This is a genomic window from Flavobacterium kochi, from assembly GCF_048286715.1.
Taxonomy (GTDB): domain Bacteria; phylum Bacteroidota; class Bacteroidia; order Flavobacteriales; family Flavobacteriaceae; genus Flavobacterium.
The window spans coordinates 40,354-59,738 of record NZ_JBLVPW010000006.1 but is presented as its reverse complement, the minus strand read 5'-3'; the positions used below and the strand labels follow the sequence as shown (position 1 = coordinate 59,738).

Here is a 19,385-nt window from a genome sequence, read left to right as displayed (position 1 = left end):
ATTAAATGTTATGATACTTAAAAATCACATCTTTTTTTGGGGGGTAATCATCATACTGATGGGAGGAAATCCAATAGCAGCCCAAGAGAACGCTGGAGGGAAGGAATATGCCTTAAAAGCTGCTTTTCTTTATCGTTTTATAGACTATGTTAATTGGAAAGATTATTCTAAAAATCAAACTTTTAAGATCGCTATTCTGGAAGAAAGTCCAATTACCGCTTCATTGCTTGACATGCCTAAAAACAGAAAAATTGATATAAAGGAATATAAAAATTTGAACGAGATCAGTTTTTGTAATATTCTGTTTGTTCCTTACAATAGTACCATACCAATTGAAACGATTCTTTCGAAATTCTCTGGTAAGCCAGTATTGATTGTAACAGAACGAATCGGTTACGGAAAAAAAGGGGCGCAAATGAATTTTATTATAGTCGAAAATAAATTAAAATTTGAGGTAAATCTAAAAGCAATAAATAAATCCGGGATCGGAATCAGTTCATTCTTGCTGCAACATGCAATTATTGTGCAATAATCGTCACAAATTGCACATTTACATCGTTCCACTAGGGAGCGTTTAGGAGTAAAGAGACAAAGAGAAAGTGACGTTACAGAGCACTTAAAGTGCGCGAAATACTATTTTAAATATTGGAAAAACCACAAACAAATGATGAATCTACGTAACATCTCCATCAAAAATAAATTGGTACTAATGCAGGTTTTTACCTCCGCATTTGTATTAGGGCTTTGTATTACAGCTTTTGTATTAATAGACATTAAAGGGTTCAAAGATCGAAAAATAATAAGTTCAATTGCTATTGCCCAAGTGGTAGGCTTTAATAGTGTTTCTGCTCTCGAATTTTTAGATAATGCAGCCGCACAGAAAATACTATCAGAATTAAAAGTGCAAAATGACATTTTAAACGCAACTATACTGGACAAAAAAGGAACTGTTTTTGCATCGTATACTAAACCAGGCTCCAATCCTAACTATCGGTTTACTGTACCAGTTATGGATCAAAAAAGCTTCATGTTTACTAATGAAAATCTTTTTGTTTACAACAAAATCAAAAAAGATAATAAAACAATAGGGCTGGTCTGTATCCGCTTTGAACTTTCCGAATTGAATAAAATAAAAATGGCCGTTTTGCGTCTGGGAATAGTATTATTAATTGTCGGAATCGGACTTGCTTTTCTGATTGCCATGATTATTAAAAAATACATCTCAAAACCCTTGTTAAACTTAGTAACTGTAATACAACAGATAAAGGATACGGGTGATTATAAAACCCGGATGGTTGTTGAAGGAAAAGATGAAATCAGCATCCTTTCCCTGGGACTTAATGATATGCTGGAAAATATTGAAAAAAGAGATACTGAAGTAGCACAATCCAAAGAACAACTGAACAAACAAAATGCTCTTTTACAATCGGTTATACAAAACATGGGTGATGGATTAATCGTTGCTGATGAGAATAGAAAATTCATCCTCTGGAATGCTGCCAGTGAAAGAATAATTGGAATTGGACCTATGGATATCCCCATCGACAGATGGGCTGAAACCTATGGTTTCTTTTTGCCCGATACCAAAACCGTCTTTAATACTAATGAGCTTCCTTTAGTACAAGCATTAAATGGTGAAGAAGTGGATAATATGGAAATATTTATCCAGAACTATAAAAAACCCGAAGGTCTTTCTGTAGTTGTTACTGCCAGACCTTTAAAAAATCCTGCCGGTGGAATAACTGGCGGAGTTTTGGTTATTCACGATATTACGGAACGAAAAAATTCAGAAAACGAGATTAAAAAACTAAATGAAGAACTGGAACGAAAAGTAACAGAACGTACAGCGCAATTAGCCGAAGCCATCGAAACCCTCCGAAAAAGCGAAGAAAAATATCGTGAAATTGTGGAAAACATCAGCGATGTGGTCCATACTTCTGATTACAAAGGTTATTTTACCTACATCAATCCTGCCTGCCGAAAACTAACGGGTTATACTCAAAATGAAATTATAGGAAAACATTTTTCAGAACTCGTTGCTCCGGAGTGGAAAGATCGTGTGGCCGAATTCTACTTAAATCAGTTTAAAAATAAAATAGATGAAACATTATTCTCATTTCCCATCCTTACTAAATCCAGAGAAGAAAAATGGGTAGAACAAACGGTAATGCAATTAAGAGAAGGCAATAGGATAACCGGACATAAATCTATTATGAGAGATATTACGGAACGAAAAGCGGCTGAACAGAAATTAAAAGAAAGCGAAGGTCAATTGCAAACCATATTTAATGAGGCGCCAGACGCTTTAATAGTAATAAATGATGAGGGAAATATTATCAGATGGAACCCGCAAGCTGAAAAAACATTCGGATGGTCACTATCGGAAGCTATGGGAAAAACTATGCGTGATTTAATTATTCCTGAAAAGTATAGAGACGAACATAGTAAAGGTTTTAAAAATTTCCTTACAACAGGTGAGGGACCGATTATTAATAAAACAATAGAAATCACAGCCCTTAACAAAAAAAATGAAGAGTTTGATATTGAGCTGACAGTGTCTCCAGCTACAATTTTGGGCAAATATATTTTCATTGCTTTTATCAAAGATATCTCACTAAGGAAAAAAATGGAAAATGAAAAAAAAGAAGCAGACAAATTAGTGCATCTTAATGAACTAAAATTAAAATTGATCCTTGAAAATATTGGCGAGGGAATTATTGTAACCGATAATCAAAAAAGAATTGTTTTATCCAATCATATGGCAGAAGAAATTATAGGAATAAAACAAGATTCTGCAGCCCCTACTACGCTTGATTGGTCAACTAAATATGAATTATATTATCCTGACGAAAAAACCATTTTTCCCGCACAGAATCTTCCATTGGAAAAAGCATTAAAAGGAGAGTCTACGGATGATGTTGAGATAATAATTGAAAATTCAGAAACAAAAGCCAAAAAACGGGTTATCATTAGCGGCAGACCAATAATCGATGAAAACAACTATGTTATCGCTGCAGTTGCTAATATAAAAGACATTACCTCTTACAAAGAACTTGAGGTTGCCTTAGAAGAAAGCGAGCAGAAATATCGAAAATTAATTGGTTTTAAAAAGGGATAAAAAAATAGCTCAGCATTGTCATTAGACTTATTTTGAATACCCTATCTTTATATAATAGTCTTTTTTAACAACAGGTACGTCTTGCTTGGGATAAGGAAAAACACTGATGCTTTTTATTTTTCTTTGCTTTTCTGGTAGATACATCGCAAACCATTGTTTGTTTTCTTCTTCATTTTTTGGAGAAAAGACAATCGTTTTATCGTCAATTAACTTTGAATCTTTATAAACGGAAATAACTCCTGAAGCTTCTCCAGCCCAGACGCAAGTAACGCCCTCCGGACAACGGGAATCGGAAATGATTGCTTTCAGAACCAATTGATATCCTGTTTTTTTAAGGCATCTTTTTGGGCTGATCTTTACATATTTTATGTTTTTTTTTTGGGTGTTTTGGGCAAAAACGGCAACACAGAAAACCAATAAAAAAATTAAGAAACTCTTTTTCATTTGATTTTTATTTTAATATACCAAATACAATACCTTTTGGTTAGCTTATTTTCACAAAAAGATTGGTGGCAATTTTATTTGAAATGGTTAAGTCTTTGTGATCCACTTTTATCTTTAAAGACAGGTCAAAACTTTCTTTAGTCAGTATTTGAATTTTAGAGCCCAGTGCTATTCCTTGTTTGTCTAAATATTTAAGAAATTCAGATGAAGTATCTTTTACACCCACACATATTCCAGTTTGATTTTCGTGCAATTCAGAAAGCAACTGTTTTTCAATTTTAATTACACGTCCATTGGCATCCGGAATAGGGTCACCATGCGGATCTTCGGTCGGATTTCCAAGAAAATCATCGAGTTTGTTAATCAGTTTTTCTGATTTTATATGTTCTAATTGTTCTGCAATATCATGAACCTCATCCCATGAAAAGTCTAATTTATCTACTAAGAAAACTTCCCAAAGACGGTGCTTTCTCACAATCATTTTAGCCGTTATTTTCCCGTGCTCCGTCAAAGAAACCCCTTGGTATTTTTTATAATTGACCAAATCCTTTTCGGCTAATTTCTTGAGCATATCGGTTACCGATGATGCTTTGGTTTCCATCATTTCAGCAATAGCATTGGTACTTACTTCGGAATCTGAAATATTGGTAAGATGGTATATGGTTTTAAGATAATTTTCTTCTGAAAAAGTCATTTGAATTTTGATTGAAGATTAACGATTTTATTTATAACAATTAGCGCGACATCGAAGATTCAGCAGCGCTAAACGGCCTCTGAAAAATTTAATTTTTTACAATAAACAAGGGGATTGAAATTTTGCGTCGTACTCTGTCAACAGTAGTTCCAAAGACTAAATCTTTAAAATCCGTATGTCCGTGCGTCCCCATTACTAAAACATCAAATTTTCCATTATTAATAATTTGGGGAATAACTTTATTGGGTTTCCCAAATCCTAATTCTGTAGCAATTTTATATCCTTTCTCCGTCAACATTTCTTTGTATTCATTCAATAGTTTTTCGTCTATTAACGTCTCGTGATCCTCAATATTGCCGCCATAAATCATGGCTCCAACTGTTTCTTCTACGTGAATTAAAGTATATTTTGCATCTATTCCCCCTAATTCAAAAGCACTGTTTAATGCAATTTCATCTGCAGTGGAAAAATCTACGGAAACGGCGATATTCTTTTTGTCATAACATCCCGATTTAGAGAATTGCAGTTTTAAATTGTGTGGCGAATGATTTTGAATATCTATTTTTGATTTTGTAACAAAAGGATTAAATACGATATACAGCAACAAAATCAGGAAACCTATCGCTAACGGAACAACCGTAAACCATAACAGCGTTGGATTTTCGGAAGTTTCGAGCCAGTCGTTTATTTCATCAAAAACCAATTTGGCGTTAAGCGAAACAATAATAAGTGCAACAAGCCAAGAAGCAGCCTGTGTTGTTTTACTGATATGAAAACCTTTCATTTTTGATTTATCGCTGACAAAATGAATCAGCGGAATAATGGCAAAACCAAGTTGTAAGCTCAGAATTACCTGACTTAAGATTAATAATTTACCCGTAACATCTTCCCCAAAAATTGAAATAACAATAACTGCCGGAACAATAGCGATAAGTCGCGTAATAATCCTTCGGATCCAGGGTTGAATACGTAGATTCAGATAGCCTTCCATAATAATCTGCCCCGCCAATGTTCCAGTAACAGTAGAACTTTGCCCTGCAGCAATCAAAGCTACTGCAAATAATATCGGAGCCCATTTGCTCCCCAAAAGAGGTTCCAGAAACTTATGTGCGTCTTGAATCTCTGATACATTAAACATACCACTTTTATAGAAAGTGGCAGCTGCCAGTATTAAAATGGCTGCATTTACAAAAAAGGCCAAGTTCAGTGCAATAGTAGAATCAATGAAATTATATTTCAATGCCTCCTTAATTCCTTCCTTGCTTCTGTCTAATTTTCTAGTTTGTACCAAAGCGGAATGCAAATATAAATTGTGCGGCATTACAGTTGCTCCAATGATTCCGATAGCGATATATAGTGCTTCTTGGTTGGGCATGGAAGGAATTAAACCATAAATAATTTTTCCCATTTCCGGTTGCGCAAAAATCATCTCAAAAATAAAGGAAAACCCAATGATTCCAACCAATACAATAATGAAGGCCTCCATTTTTCGGATGCCTTTATTGATTAGAAATAATAACAGGAAAGTATCTAAGACTGTGATCAAAACTCCTTCAATCAGTGGAATTCCAAAAAGCAGATTAATCCCAATAGCCATACCCAAAACTTCTGCCAAGTCACAGGCAGCGATAGCAATTTCAGCTAGAAAATAAAGAATGTAATTGATAAATTTAGGATAGGTTTCGCGTGAGGCTTGCGCCAAATCCCGCTGGGTAACAATTCCAAGTCGTGCACTTAAACTCTGCAGCAACAAAGCCATAATATTACTCATCAATAAAACCCAAATCAAGGCATAGCCAAACTGACTTCCTCCTGCAATATCGGTTGCCCAATTTCCCGGATCCATATAACCCACACTAATCAGATAAGCAGGTCCTGAAAATGCTAATATTTTTCTGAATATTGATGTTTTATTATGTGCAGCCACCGATTCATGAACTTCCTCTAAAGATTTCCCCATGGTTGAATTAAATTATTGATACAAAAGTAATTAAAATATTTGTTTTGCGAAATTTTATTTTTAGCTTTGCCTAAATTTAATTTAAGCATTGTGAAAAAAATATTTATGATATTTGTTTTTCTTGTAAACTTCAGTTATGCACAAGAAAAAACTTTTATTTCAGGGTCCGTTTCCTCAGAAAATAAAGCGATTCCTGAAGCAAGCGTTGTTATAATAGGAACTCAGTATAAAACTAAAACAGATAACCTCGGTAAGTATACCTTTGAGAATATCCCGGAAGGAACTTATAAAATTCAGATTATAGCCAACAGTTTTCAAACATCAAGAAAAAATATAACTGTCAAAAAAAACGAAAATACAATTGTGGATTTCGAACTCTCAAATATTGAAAATCAACTGAACGAAGTGGTTGTTTCAGGAACCTTGAAAGCCGTAAAAAGATTAGAAAGTGCCGTCCCGGTTGAAGTCTATTCCCCTATATTTTTTAAAAAAAATCCTACGGCAAGTATTTACGAAGCGCTTCAAAACGTAAACGGAGTCCGACCACAACTTAATTGCGGCGTTTGTAATACCGGAGATATACACATCAACGGATTGGAAGGTCCCTATACTTTGGTTTTAATAGACGGGATGCCTATAGTAAGCAGTCTATCCACTGTTTATGGATTATCCGGAATCCCAAATTCTTTAGTTGAAAGAATTGAAATTGTAAAAGGTCCCGCATCCTCTTTATACGGAAGTGAAGCAGTTGGAGGCTTGATTAATATCATTACCAAAAACCCGATAAATGCTCCTTTATTTACCGCTGATGTCTTTAGTACTTCCTGGCTCGAAACTAATGTTGACCTGGGGGTAAAATTGAATGCAGGCAAGAAAGCAACAGCCTTATTAGGTCTAAATTATTTCAATTACAACAATAGAATTGACAACGACAAGGACGGATTTACCGATGTTTCGCTCTCGGACCGGATTTCTCTTTTTCAAAAATGGACTTTTAACAGAAACGAAAATCGATTATTCACCATAGCTGCACGTGCGGTCTATGAAGACCGTTTTGGAGGAGATATGCGCTGGGAGAGAAAACACCGTGGAGGAGACGAGATTTACGGCGAAAGCATCTACACAAAACGAGCAGAGCTTATCGGAAGTTATCAATTGCCATTTCAAGAAAAATTGATGCTTTCCTTCTCTGGAAACGTACATTATCAAGACAGTCGCTACGGCACAACAAAATATATTGCCAACCAAAAAATTGGTTTTCTACAATTAACCTGGGATAAGAAATTAGGAAAAAGTGACCTGCTTACAGGAATAGCGGGACGTTACAATTACTATGATGATAATACTCCAGCGACGGCAGCTCTTGGACAGAACAATCCTGAAAAAACCTGGTTGCCCGGAATTTTTGTACAGGATGAAATTACGTTCACTGAAAAACATAAACTTTTATTGGGAATGCGTTACGATTATAACTCCTTTCACGGAAGTATTTTGACACCCCGATTAGCCTATAAATGGAAATTGAATGACAATAATATTCTTCGTTTGAATGCCGGAACGGGTTTTAGAGTAGTGAATTTATTTACCGAAGACCATGCTGCTTTAACAGGTGCTCGGGAAATCGTAGTTGCCAATAACCTGAAGCCCGAGCAATCCATAAATGCAAATTTAAATTACATCAAAAAAATAAATTTCAGCAATGGGACATTTATAGGAATTGAAACCGCACTTTTCCACACGAGATTCAGCAATAAAATTGTTTCCGATTATGAGACTGACCCCAATAAAATAATTTATGACAACATCAACGGATATGCGATAAGCCAAGGAATTAGCACGAATATAGACGTCAATTTCCCTAACGGATTAAAAATTATAACAGGAGCTTCCTTTCTTAATAATAAAAATGTTGAAAACGGAGTAAAGGAAACTCCCTTTCTGACCGAAAAATTCACTGCGACATGGACGGTATCGTATAAAATAAAAACGATCGATTTAAATATTGACTATACCGGAAATGTATACGGACCAATGAAATTACCATTATTAAGTACTTTAGATCCCCGAAGCCCAGATTCACCATGGTTTAGTTTACAAAACATACAGCTTACCTATTCGGGTTGTAAAAATTTTGAGTTCTATGCCGGAATTAAAAACATATTGAATTTTCTGCCAAAACAGAACAACCCCTTTTTGATTTCCAGAACAAATGATCCTTTTGACAAAAATGTAACGTACGACTCCAATGGACAAGTACTGGTTACATCACAAAATCCCTACGGATTGACATTTGACACGACTTATGTTTATGGTCCTAACCAAGGTATTCGCAGCTTTTTTGGACTGCGTTATAATTTAAAGTAAATGAGAAAAAAATTCTTTTTATTGTTGCTTTTATTTTGGGCGATTCCATCTGGTTTTGCGCAGCTAAATTTGGTTTCTTTTGAACAAATTGATAGCCTCCAAAATATTCAAAAAAGGAAAGTTATCGTTTTTATTCATACGGATTGGTGCCAATTTTGCCATGTCATGAAAAACACAACGTTCAAAAACGAAAGCATCATAAGGGAATTAAACGATAATTTTTATTTTATTGATTTTAATGCCGAAGAAAAACGGACGATTCTTTTTAACAAAGCCACTTTTAGATTCAAATCCACGGGAAACAATTCCGGAATTCATGAACTGGCTATACCGTTAGGAACCATTAATAAACAGCTGAATTATCCCGCTTTATGTATTTTAAATAGTGAAAACGAAATCATTTTTCAAGACAACAGCTACATAAAACCGAAAGAGTTTACGCTACTTTTAGAAAAACTAAAAGAATAAAATATGTATTTTTGATGTAATTGTCAAATTTTCAAATGAAACACTTCGATTACATTTTTACCGGAACTGGCTTATCTGCTTTGATGACCGTTTATAAAATGGTGCTTTCGGAAAAATTCAAAGACAAAAGTATTTTGCTAATTGATGAAAACACTAAAAAAACAAACGACAGAACCTGGTGTTTTTGGGAGAAAAACAATACTGTTTGGGAAGATTCTGTTTCAAAGAAATGGAATTTGGCATTGTTTGCCAATGAAGACTTTCGTCGGGATTTAGATTTAAAACCATATCAATACCGCCTGGTAAAAGGCTTGGATTTTTACAACCAGGTGTTTGATCTAATTTCGAAACAAGAAAGCATCACTTTCGTCAATCAAAAAGTAATCGAAATTGAAGAATCAGAAAATATAATTCTGATACAAACTGATTCTGAAAGTTACTCCTGTACAAAACTATTCAACAGCATTTACTATAGGCAGAAGGTAGAAAATCAATCTAAATATCCGTTGTTACAACAACACTTTATTGGTTGGTTTATAAAAACTGAACAGCCCGTTTTTAATCCGGAACAAACCACATTTATGGATTTTTCGGTAGAACAAAAAGGAAATACACGTTTTATGTATGTGTTGCCTTCCAATAGAAGCGAAGCTTTATTAGAGTATACTTTGTTTTCTCACAATCATCTTGAAAAAGGGGAATATGAAAGTGAAATCAAAAAATACATTCAAAATCTCGGTATTATTAATTATGAAATCATAGAAAAAGAACAAGGAAGTATTCCCATGACGTGTTATCCTTTTTGGAAAATGAACACCAAGAATGTCATTAATATAGGTACTTCTGGTGGTTGGACCAAAGCCAGCACAGGTTATACTTTTCGAAATTCTGATAAAAAATCTACTGAATTGGTTTCATTTCTACAAACTGAAACTGATTTCACAAAGTTCCATAAAAAGAGTAAATTCTGGTTGTATGATTTGTTGCTTCTGGATATTTTAGATCGCACAAACGAATTGGGAAGCACTATTTTTTCTTCCCTGTTCAAAAAAGGAAATCCGACATTAATTTTGAAATTTCTGGACGAAGAAACTTCTTTTTTTGAAGACATTCAAGTCATTTTAAAATGTCCTAAATTAGTATTTATTAAAGCCCTTTTGCATGTTATTTTCAAAAAAAACAAAATAACAATCAAACTATAACAAAACTTTATAGCTCAAACAAACGTGTTGATTTTAAACTTTGTAACTTTGTAGCTTGAAATTATCAATTTTAAAATAAAAAATATGTATCCAGAAGAAATGGTAAAACCGATGCGTGCTGAGTTATCTGACGCAGGTTTTCAAGAATTACATACAGGCGAAGCGGTTGAAAACGCAATAAAAGCAGAAGGAACGACTCTTGTAGTTGTAAATTCAGTTTGTGGTTGCGCTGCAAGAAATGCACGTCCAGGAGCAAAAATGAGTTTGGATAATGCTAAAAAACCGGACCATTTAGTAACGGTTTTTGCAGGTGTTGATAAAGAAGCTGTTGATGCTGCAAGAGGATTTATGTTTCCTTTTCCTCCATCTTCTCCAAGTATCGCCTTGTTCAAAGACGGTGAATTAGTTCATATGTTAGAGCGTCACCACATTGAAGGTCGTCCGGCAGAATTAATTGCTGAAAACCTGAAAGACGCTTTCAACGAGTATTGTTAATTCAATCCAAAAGAAATAAAAAACCACGATTTTGAATCGTGGTTTTTTTATTATTATTTTTCGCCCCTTCTATCAAACGACAGTGTCTCCCCCTTTTCTAAACCCTATTAACTGTCTGTACTTTAATTCAGTTTCTTTTAATTCTTCTTCCATCTGTTTGTATTTACTGATGTCTTTTATAGTAACAACAGCTGCAACTACTTTATCATTTTGATCCACCAATGGCCTGCCGCTAATGAGAACCCTTCTCTTTTGTTGAGCAACAGGATTCCAAAGAACTACATCAACATCATTTGTTTCTTCGCCCGCCAGTGCCCGCTCCATTGGTAAGTTTTGGGAGGGAAAAATAGTTTTCTCATCCGGAAAATACAACTCAAAATGATCGGTTAAATTTGATGATATTTTATCATCCTCTTCGATCCCAAAAATTTCATTTGCCATATAATTCGCCATTACTACTTTTTTATCTGCATTTGCAACGATAATGCCCTCACTTATATTCTCCAAAATCAGCCGTAACTTTTCTTCATTCTCATACAATTCATCCACGGCTTTTTTGCTTTCGGTAATATCTCTCACAAAACCAATAAAAAAATATTTCTCCCCTGTTTTGATCGGCGAAATACTTAGCGACACCGGAAATTCAGTCCCTTCTTTATTGACCGCTTCTATATCATATGGTTTACTTAAAATAGGCCCTGTTCCAGTCGTTAAAAAATGCTCCATCCCTTTCTTATGACCCTCTCTGTAGCGTTCAGGAACAATGAAATCATAAAGATGTTTCCCCGCAACTTCGGCAATTTTCCATCCAAAAACAGATTCTGCCTTTGGATTCCACCTTAAAACATTGCTTTCGCTGTCAATTACGATAACCGGATCCGGAGCACCATCAAAAATGGCTTGGATTTGTTCTTCGTTGTCTTTTAATTTCTGAGTATAATTATTCAACAATCCTTCATCATGCCTTTTTTGGGTGATATCACGTAAAACCGCATAAATCATTCCTTCTTTAACATCCGTTGCTATCACCGATTCAGTCCATTTATAAGAACCGTCTTTGCATAATAATGGAAACATAACATCGGCCTCTACCTGCTCTCCTTTCAAACGTTTTTCCCTCCTTTCACTGACAATTTTTATATAATCAGGATGCAGTAAATCTAAAAGCGACATTTTCTCTAAGTCATTTTGATTATAACCCAAAATTTTAGTGAAAGCAGGGTTGATTTTTATGATTTTATTTCCTTTTTCAACAAAAAAAGCATCAAAAGACATCTCGAAAAAATTGTTGACTATTCTTAAGGATTGTTCATTTTTAACTTTTTCGGTAACATCACGTGCCACAGAGTACACTATGCCTTGCTGTACATCAATAGTGCTGTGCCATTCCAGCCATTTATAGATCCCGTCTTTACCACGAATACGATCTTCAAAACTTACAATTTCTTCTCCTTTTAGAAGCTTAGCCCATACTTCATCAGCTATCTTTTTATCATCAGGATGCGTTAGCTCCGTAAACTTTATGGCATCCATATCCTCTTGCGTATATCCAAGTGTTTTAGTAAAAGCCGGATTTATTTTTATAAAATAATCTCCTTTTGTAACGACAAGTAAGTTATTGGACATGTTGAAAAATTTACTGGCAATAACCAAAGAGTCTTCAACTTCCTTTTTAGCGGTAACATCACTGGCAACACCATACAACAATCCGGTTGATGGATCTGTAAAGGTTGACCAGGAAAGCCATCGTATTGACCCGTCTTTACAAACATATCTATTTTCGAAGTTTAATGTCGAATTACCCGCCTGAATTCTACTAACTTCCTTTTGTGTAACTTCAACATCTTCGTGATAGATAAATTCCAGAAAGGGCTTACTCAATAACTCCTCCTCTGAATATCCCAAAATTTTAGTGGCTGCCGGGTTGACCTTTACAAATTTACTCTTTGTGGCTATAACCATTATTTCTAATGACATATTAAAGAATTTATCTATATCTTTAAAAGATTCTTCTAGTGTTTTTCTATCTGAGATATCCGTCGAAATTCCGCCAATAGCATAAATCCTCCCTGCTGAATCATACAAAGGAAATTTTACTGCGATATAGGTATGAGGACCATCCGGTTGCTGGATTGTTTCTTCCGTTTTTAATTCTCTTAATGCTTTTGCCACTTCAAGATCAGAATTTCGATACACATCAGCCACTTCCTTTGGTAAAAAATCGTGATCTGTTTTCCCTATTATTGCTTCGTTAGGGATTTGAAATAAAGAACCAAATTGTTTATTAACCAATAAATATTCACCATTTATTTTTTTTATAAAGATGGGATTCGAAGTGTTATCAATAATAGACTGAAGTAGTTGTTTGTTTTCTAACAGTAAGTTTTGAGAAATATTTTTAGCACGTAATTGGGCTTTAATTATAAAATAGACGATGGTCAGCAAAATAATTGAAAGAACAAACAGGGAAAGCTCTATCCAATATAACATAGAATCATTTGTTTGATCCCTATGTTTATCAAGCCGAGAAATAAAAACCCATCCTGAAGCAGTGACAACCAGTAAATTGATAATAAATCCTAGCAATATTTTTTTTTCGAAGGAAATTTTCATAGCAGAAAAGATGTTACATTTAACATTCATTAACCTCAACAAACCGAATAATCATCTATTTATATACATGAAAGTTAGTGAATTATATCCAATAATCAAAAACGATTTTAACGTATCCGGCCTGAGCAGCACTCTAAACCCAAAAAGAAACACTTACACCCAGTGTCAGACAAATCGGTCAAGGTATTAAACAATTTAAAGGACGAAAACAGCATTACTCCCACTTAAATTTTTGTTTGGAGCAATTTCCAGCTATCGGTCAGGAAATTATTTCATTTCCTAATTAATTCTTACATTTGCACCGTTCAAGAAATTGACTTGAATATTTTATCGAAAATAAATTTCTCAACTTAAAACTGTTTATAGCATGCAACTGTATAACACATTAAGCGCAGAAGAAAGAGCCATCATGATTGATGATGCCGGAAAACAACGTCTTACATTGTCTTTCTATTCTTATGCGCAAATCTCAGATCCAACACAATTCCGTAACGAATTATTCCTGGCTTGGAACTCTCTTGAAGTTCTTGGTCGAATTTACGTAGCCAATGAGGGAATCAACGCTCAATTATCGCTGCCTGCCGATCATTTCTATGCCTTCAAGGATTCTATCGAAGTCTACGATTTCATGAAAGGCATTCGGTTGAATATTGCCGTAGAACAGGACGACCATTCGTTTTTGAAACTCACGGTAAAAGTTCGTGATAAGATTGTGGCTGATGGTTTAGTTGATGAAACTTTTGACGTAACCAATATCGGAATACATTTAAAAGCGAAAGAATTCAATGACCTTTTGGACGACCCAAATACAATTGTGGTTGATATGCGAAATCATTACGAAAGCGAAATTGGACATTTTACGAAAGCTATAAAACCAGATGTTGATACTTTTCGAGAATCACTCCCCATTATCGAAGACCAACTTTCTGAACACAAACAAGACAAAAAACTCTTGATGTATTGCACTGGAGGAATTCGTTGCGAGAAAGCCAGCGCCTACTTCAAACACAAAGGTTTTGAAAATGTATACCAACTTGAAGGCGGAATTATAGAGTATACCCGTCAGGTAAAAGCCGAAGGACTGGAAAGTAAATTCATCGGTAAAAACTTTGTATTTGATCATCGTCTAGGCGAAAGGATTACTGATGATATCGTTTCCCAATGCCACCAATGCGGAAAACCTTGTGATGTTCATACGAATTGTGTGAATGAAGGCTGTCATTTGCTTTTTATTCAATGTGAAGAATGCGCAACGGCCATGGAAGGATGTTGCTCTCAAGAATGCAGGAATGTAATTCATTTGCCGGAAGAAGAACAAAAAGCTATTCGAAGAGGCATAAAAAACGGAAATAAGATTTTCAAAAAAGGAAAATCAGATGTTTTGACTTTTAAAAATAACGAAGAAACTCTTACTGCTTTTGCCGCGGACCCAAGCTTTAGTGAATCGGCAAACCAAAAACCAAAAACAGCTGTAAAAAAAGGACCAAAAATTAAAAAAATCTATATTGGAAAAGGAACTCATTTCTTTCCAAAACCAAGTATTGGTCAGTTTTTAATTGAAGAAAACGAAATCAAAATTGGCGATACTATTCTAATCAAAGGTTCCACAACTGGAGAGCAAAAAATGATTATTGAAGACATGTTTGTCAACGACTTGGTTTTAAGAAAAGCTGTTTCTGGTGATACTTGTACTTTTAAACTACCATTCAGAATCCGATTATCCGATAAATTATATAAAATTCTAGATTAGAAAAGAGGATAAAAACCGTATAAGAAAAACCCAGTGCAAACCGATTGCAATGGGTTTTTTTTAGTATAAATTTATGATTTATTGGCGCATATATGCGTTGTGCCGTGAAATTAAAAAATACTATCTTTACACATTAAACGTTTAAGAACTTAAGTTGTGCTAGTCGCAACACTACATATAAAATTATGGCATGTACAAGTTGTTCAACTTCTGACGGTGGCGCACCTAAGGGTTGTAAAAATAATGGGACTTGCGGCACCGATAGCTGCAATAAATTAACTGTTTTCGATTGGCTTTCTAATATGAGTTTGCCTAATGGCGACGCTCCTTTTGACTGTGTTGAAGTACGCTTCAAAAACGGAAGAAAAGAATTTTATCGCAATACTGAAAAATTAACATTAAGCATGGGCGACATTGTTGCCACCGTTGCTTCACCAGGACACGACATAGGAATTGTAACTTTGACAGGCGAATTGGTAAAAATTCAAATGAAGAAAAAAGGAGTCAATCATTTAAGCAATGATGTTCCTAAAATCTACAGAAAAGCATCGCAAAAAGACATCGACATTTGGTCAACTGCAAGAGACAAAGAAGAGCCTATGAAAGTTCGCGCTCGTGAATTAGCAATTGCTCAAAAACTGGAAATGAAAATTTCAGATATCGAATTTCAAGGTGACGGATCTAAAGCTACTTTTTACTACACAGCAAATGATCGTATTGACTTCCGTGCTTTAATTAAAGATTTCGCTAAAGAATTCAGTACCAGAATCGAAATGAAACAAGTAGGTTTCCGCCAGGAAGCAGCTCGTTTAGGCGGAATCGGTTCTTGCGGAAGAGAATTATGCTGTTCTACCTGGTTAACAGATTTCAGAAGTGTAAATACGTCGGCAGCACGTTACCAACAGCTGTCTTTGAATCCGCAAAAACTTGCAGGACAATGCGGAAAATTAAAATGCTGTCTGAACTATGAGTTAGACACTTACATGGATGCCTTGAAAGATTTTCCGGATTTCGAAACAAAATTAGTGACTGAAAAAGGAGATGCAATTTGTCAGAAACAAGACATTTTCAAAGGACTAATGTGGTTTGCTTATACCAATAATTTTGCTAACTGGCATGTTCTGAAAATTGAACAAGTCAAAGAAATTGTTGCCGAAAACAAACTAAAAAATAAAGTCTCCTCACTGGAAGATTTTGCCATAGAAATTGTTGCAGAACCAGAGAAAAACTTCAATAATGCAATGGGTCAGGAAAGTTTGACTCGTTTTGACCAACCAAAACCAAAGAAAAAACAAAATAAAAAACGCAAACCAGCCGGTGAAAATGCAATTGTAGCAAACAACAACAAGCCTGCAAATAATAATAACAACAATAAGCCTGCAAATAATAATAATAATAATAACCGTCAGGCCTCGAATGAGAAGAACCCGCCAATAGCAAGAAAACCTATAATTATTACTAAAAATGAGGGTAAAAAATAGCGCTCTACTTCTTCTGGTTGTCCTAGTCTTTTTCTCTTGTGATAAAAAAAGAGTGTTTGATGAGTATAAATCTGTAGGAAGTGCGTGGCATAAAGACAGCATCGTAACGTTCGATCTACCGGAACTAGACTCCACAAAACAATATAATTTGTTTATAAATTTGAGAGATAATAACAATTATCAATTCAACAACTTGTTTTTAATTGTAGCGCTGGAAAAACCGAATGGTTACACAAAAGTAGATACACTCGAATATCAAATGACGGACCCGGACGGAACTTTATTGGGTAACGGATGGTCGGATATAAAGGAAAGTAAACTGTACTTTAAAGAAAATGCAACGTTCAAAGGGAAATATAAAGTTCTTATAAAACAAGCCGTTAGGGAAACTGGTAAAGTTCCTGGTGTGACAGCTTTGGAAGGAATTACGGAAGTAGGTTTTAGAATAGAAAAAAAAGATTAAAAAAGTATTATGGCTATCAAAAAAAATAACAATCAGACAAGAAACATTGATAAAGATATAACCTACTACAAAAAGAAATTTTGGAAAATTTTCTTTTACGGAATGGGCGCTATCGGTTTGTTTTTCTTATTTGCTTCATGGGGACTTTTTGGCTCGATGCCTTCCTTTGAAGATTTAGAAAATCCCGATTCAAATTTAGCCACGGAAATCATTTCCTCTGACGGAGTAGTTTTGGGTAAATATTTTGAGAAAAACAGATCACAATTAAAATATTCTGACTTACCAAAAAACCTGGTTCAGGCATTGGTAGCTACTGAAGATGCTCGTTTTTACGAACATTCCGGTATTGATGGCAGAGGAACTTTGAGAGCCATTGCGAGTTTAGGAACAAGTGGCGGAGCCAGTACATTAACACAGCAATTAGCCAAACAATTATTCCACGGAGAAGGTTCTAAATTCTTGCCTTTTAGAATTGTACAAAAAATAAAAGAATGGATTATTGCCATTCGACTAGAAAGACAATATACTAAAAACGAAATCATTGCCATGTATTGTAATGTATACGATTTTGGTAATAATTCTGTTGGAGTAAGTTCTGCTGCTAAAACTTATTTTTCAAAAGAACCAAAAGATTTGACTATAGATGAATCGGCAATATTAGTTGGAATGTTCAAAAATTCCGGTTTATATAATCCTGTACGAAATCCAGAGGGTGTAAAAAACCGCAGAAATGTGGTGCTTTTACAAATGGAAAAAGGAAATATAATCACAGAAGAACAAAAAGTAAAATTACAAAGCTTACCGATCAAATTAAATTTCAAGTTAGAAACACATAAGGAAGGAACGGCTACTTATTTCAGAGAGTATTTGCGTGATTACATGAAAAAATGGGCCGAAGAAAATAAAAAACCGGATGGTTCTGATTATGATATTTACAAAGATGGTTTAAAAATCTATACTACCATAGATTCAAGAATGCAATTGCATGCTGAAGAAGCAGTTTCGGCACACATGGCAAACCTTCAGGAAGAGTTTTTTATTCAATCTAAAGGCAATAAAAATGCTCCTTTTGTCAATATCTCTTCTGTCGAAACACAACGAATTCTGAATCAGGCTATGAAATCTTCTCATCGCTGGGAGGTTATGAAGGCAAACGATAAAAGTGATGAAGAAATTATAAAATCGTTCAGCGAAAAAACAAAAATGACTGTTTTTTCCTGGAAAGGGGAAAGAGATACAATTATGACTCCGTTAGATTCAATTCGTTACTACAAGCACTTTTTACAATCGGGATTAATGGCAATGGAGCCACAAACGGGTAATGTAAAAGCTTGGGTGGGCGGAATCAACTACAAATATTTTCAATACGATCACGTAGGACAAGGCGCAAGACAAGTAGGATCAACATTTAAACCCTTCGTTTACGCCACTGCTATTGAGCAATTGAACATGTCTCCCTGTGATTCTATCCTTGATGGTCCTTTTATGATTCGAAAAGGACGTCATCATGTTACCGAAGATTGGGAACCAAAAAACTCTGATAACAGATACCGCGGAATGGTTACCTTAAAACGAGGTTTGGCTAATTCCATCAATACAATATCAGCAAAACTAATGGACAAAGTCGGGCCTGAAGCAGTTGTTGATTTGGCGCATAAATTAGGCGTAAAATCCGAAATTCCACTGCAGCCTTCCATTGCATTAGGGGCTGTAGAAATAACCGTGGAAGACATGGTGGCTGCTTACAGCACCTTTGCTAATCAAGGGGTTTATATGAAGCCCCAATTTATAACTCGAATTGAAGACAAAAGTGGTGTGGTAATCTACGAGCCCATACCGGAATCACATGATGTTTTAAATAAAGACATTGCTTTTGCAGTCATCAAATTATTGGAAGGTGTAACCGAAGGTGGTTCTGGTGATCGTTTGCGCACAACAGGTGGCGGAAGCGGTGACAATCGATGGACCGGTTATCCTTATTCATTCAGAAACCCTATCGCTGGTAAAACAGGTACCACTCAAAACCAGTCTGATGGTTGGTTTATGGGAATGGTTCCCAATCTTGTAACTGGAGTTTGGGTAGGCTGTGAGGATCGTTCGGCTCGTTTCAAAAGCATCACATATGGTCAAGGAGCAACTGCAGCACTTCCTGTCTGGGGTTATTTCATGAAACTTTGCTATGCGGACCCTGGTCTTCATGTATCTAAAAGTGATTTTGACAGGCCCGCAAATCTTTCCATAAAAGTAGATTGCTACACCCCCCGAGCTGCGGTAAAAGATACTACCGATGTCCAACAGGACACTGAAGAATTTGAATTGTAAAATTTTTATTT

At 35.3% G+C, this 19,385-nt stretch carries 14 protein-coding genes; 10 read left to right on the top strand and 4 right to left on the bottom strand.

Annotated features, from left to right (window positions below):
- The first annotated feature begins 10 nt into the window (after nt 1-10).
- A complete protein-coding gene (locus ACNQGH_RS06975) occupies nt 11-532 on the top strand; it encodes a YfiR family protein (protein WP_417955265.1) in 522 nt (173 codons plus the stop codon).
- 132 nt (nt 533-664) lie between these two features.
- On the top strand, nt 665-3,118 hold the full coding sequence (locus tag ACNQGH_RS06970) for a PAS domain S-box protein (protein ID WP_417955264.1): 2,454 nt from the start codon (nt 665-667) through the stop codon (nt 3,116-3,118).
- A gap of 27 nt (nt 3,119-3,145) precedes the next feature.
- Here ACNQGH_RS06970 and ACNQGH_RS06965 read toward each other — a convergent pair whose 3' ends face one another.
- From ACNQGH_RS06965 to ACNQGH_RS06955, 3 genes are all read right to left on the bottom strand, one after another.
- Entirely contained in the window at nt 3,146-3,562 is a 417-nt protein-coding gene (locus tag ACNQGH_RS06965) for a hypothetical protein (protein WP_417955263.1), read from the bottom strand.
- Nucleotides 3,563-3,602: 40 nt separating this feature from the next.
- Nucleotides 3,603-4,256, bottom strand: a complete 654-nt coding sequence (locus tag ACNQGH_RS06960; RefSeq protein WP_417955262.1) for a metal-dependent transcriptional regulator — start codon at nt 4,254-4,256, stop codon at nt 3,603-3,605.
- Nucleotides 4,257-4,344: 88 nt separating this feature from the next.
- Nucleotides 4,345-6,216, bottom strand: a complete 1,872-nt coding sequence (locus ACNQGH_RS06955; RefSeq protein WP_417955261.1) for an Nramp family divalent metal transporter — start codon at nt 6,214-6,216, stop codon at nt 4,345-4,347.
- Nucleotides 6,217-6,321: 105 nt separating this feature from the next.
- On the opposite strand from ACNQGH_RS06955, the gene ACNQGH_RS06950 reads away from it, so the two are divergent.
- The 4 genes from ACNQGH_RS06950 (at nt 6,322) to ACNQGH_RS06935 (ending at nt 10,745) form a co-directional block, all read left to right on the top strand.
- The gene (locus ACNQGH_RS06950) at nt 6,322-8,580 is read left to right on the top strand and encodes a TonB-dependent receptor (RefSeq protein ID WP_417955260.1); all 2,259 of its coding nucleotides are present in this window, start codon (nt 6,322-6,324) and stop codon (nt 8,578-8,580) included.
- Nucleotides 8,581-9,048: a thioredoxin family protein gene (locus ACNQGH_RS06945; protein WP_417955259.1), complete on the top strand. Its 468-nt coding sequence runs from the start codon at nt 8,581-8,583 to the stop codon at nt 9,046-9,048.
- 35 nt (nt 9,049-9,083) lie between these two features.
- A complete protein-coding gene (locus ACNQGH_RS06940; protein ID WP_417955258.1) occupies nt 9,084-10,250 on the top strand; it encodes a lycopene cyclase family protein in 1,167 nt (388 codons plus the stop codon).
- An 84-nt stretch (nt 10,251-10,334) separates the two neighbouring features.
- A complete protein-coding gene (locus ACNQGH_RS06935) occupies nt 10,335-10,745 on the top strand; it encodes a BrxA/BrxB family bacilliredoxin (RefSeq protein WP_417955257.1) in 411 nt (136 codons plus the stop codon).
- Between the two features lie 72 nt (nt 10,746-10,817).
- On the opposite strand, the gene ACNQGH_RS06930 is transcribed toward ACNQGH_RS06935, so the two are convergent.
- On the bottom strand, nt 10,818-13,358 hold the full coding sequence (locus tag ACNQGH_RS06930) for a PAS domain-containing protein (protein ID WP_417955256.1): 2,541 nt from the start codon (nt 13,356-13,358) through the stop codon (nt 10,818-10,820).
- 367 nt (nt 13,359-13,725) lie between these two features.
- Between ACNQGH_RS06930 and trhO the strand changes: the two genes are divergently transcribed.
- From trhO to ACNQGH_RS06910, 4 genes are all read left to right on the top strand, one after another.
- Complete coding sequence (gene trhO / locus ACNQGH_RS06925) at nt 13,726-15,108, top strand: oxygen-dependent tRNA uridine(34) hydroxylase TrhO (RefSeq protein WP_417955255.1); 1,383 nt, start codon at nt 13,726-13,728, stop codon at nt 15,106-15,108.
- 185 nt (nt 15,109-15,293) lie between these two features.
- Nucleotides 15,294-16,589 carry a PSP1 domain-containing protein gene (locus ACNQGH_RS06920; protein ID WP_417955254.1) on the top strand — a complete coding sequence of 432 codons (1,296 nt, stop codon included), beginning with the start codon at nt 15,294-15,296 and terminating at the stop codon, nt 16,587-16,589.
- Nucleotides 16,573-17,052: a gliding motility lipoprotein GldH gene (locus tag ACNQGH_RS06915; RefSeq protein WP_417955253.1), complete on the top strand. Its 480-nt coding sequence runs from the start codon at nt 16,573-16,575 to the stop codon at nt 17,050-17,052. The genes ACNQGH_RS06920 and ACNQGH_RS06915 overlap by 17 nt, the downstream gene beginning before the upstream one ends.
- 9 nt (nt 17,053-17,061) lie before the next feature.
- Nucleotides 17,062-19,374, top strand: coding sequence for a penicillin-binding protein 1A (locus ACNQGH_RS06910; RefSeq protein ID WP_417955252.1), 2,313 nt, complete (start codon nt 17,062-17,064; stop codon nt 19,372-19,374).
- The last annotated feature ends 11 nt before the right edge of the window (nt 19,375-19,385 follow it).

Coding starts and splice junctions, on each gene's coding strand:
- ACNQGH_RS06965 (WP_417955263.1), bottom strand. CDS start 3,562: ATGAAAAAGAGTTTCTTAATTTTTTTATTGGTTTTCTGTGTTGCCGTT.
- ACNQGH_RS06930 (WP_417955256.1), bottom strand. CDS start 13,358: ATGAAAATTTCCTTCGAAAAAAAAATATTGCTAGGATTTATTATCAAT.
- ACNQGH_RS06915 (WP_417955253.1), top strand. CDS start 16,573: ATGAGGGTAAAAAATAGCGCTCTACTTCTTCTGGTTGTCCTAGTCTTT.
- ACNQGH_RS06950 (WP_417955260.1), top strand. CDS start 6,322: ATGATATTTGTTTTTCTTGTAAACTTCAGTTATGCACAAGAAAAAACT.
- ACNQGH_RS06975 (WP_417955265.1), top strand. CDS start 11: ATGATACTTAAAAATCACATCTTTTTTTGGGGGGTAATCATCATACTG.
- trhO (WP_417955255.1), top strand. CDS start 13,726: ATGCAACTGTATAACACATTAAGCGCAGAAGAAAGAGCCATCATGATT.
- ACNQGH_RS06945 (WP_417955259.1), top strand. CDS start 8,581: ATGAGAAAAAAATTCTTTTTATTGTTGCTTTTATTTTGGGCGATTCCA.
- ACNQGH_RS06955 (WP_417955261.1), bottom strand. CDS start 6,216: ATGGGGAAATCTTTAGAGGAAGTTCATGAATCGGTGGCTGCACATAAT.
- ACNQGH_RS06910 (WP_417955252.1), top strand. CDS start 17,062: ATGGCTATCAAAAAAAATAACAATCAGACAAGAAACATTGATAAAGAT.
- ACNQGH_RS06920 (WP_417955254.1), top strand. CDS start 15,294: ATGGCATGTACAAGTTGTTCAACTTCTGACGGTGGCGCACCTAAGGGT.
- ACNQGH_RS06935 (WP_417955257.1), top strand. CDS start 10,335: ATGTATCCAGAAGAAATGGTAAAACCGATGCGTGCTGAGTTATCTGAC.
- ACNQGH_RS06940 (WP_417955258.1), top strand. CDS start 9,084: ATGAAACACTTCGATTACATTTTTACCGGAACTGGCTTATCTGCTTTG.
- ACNQGH_RS06960 (WP_417955262.1), bottom strand. CDS start 4,256: ATGACTTTTTCAGAAGAAAATTATCTTAAAACCATATACCATCTTACC.
- ACNQGH_RS06970 (WP_417955264.1), top strand. CDS start 665: ATGATGAATCTACGTAACATCTCCATCAAAAATAAATTGGTACTAATG.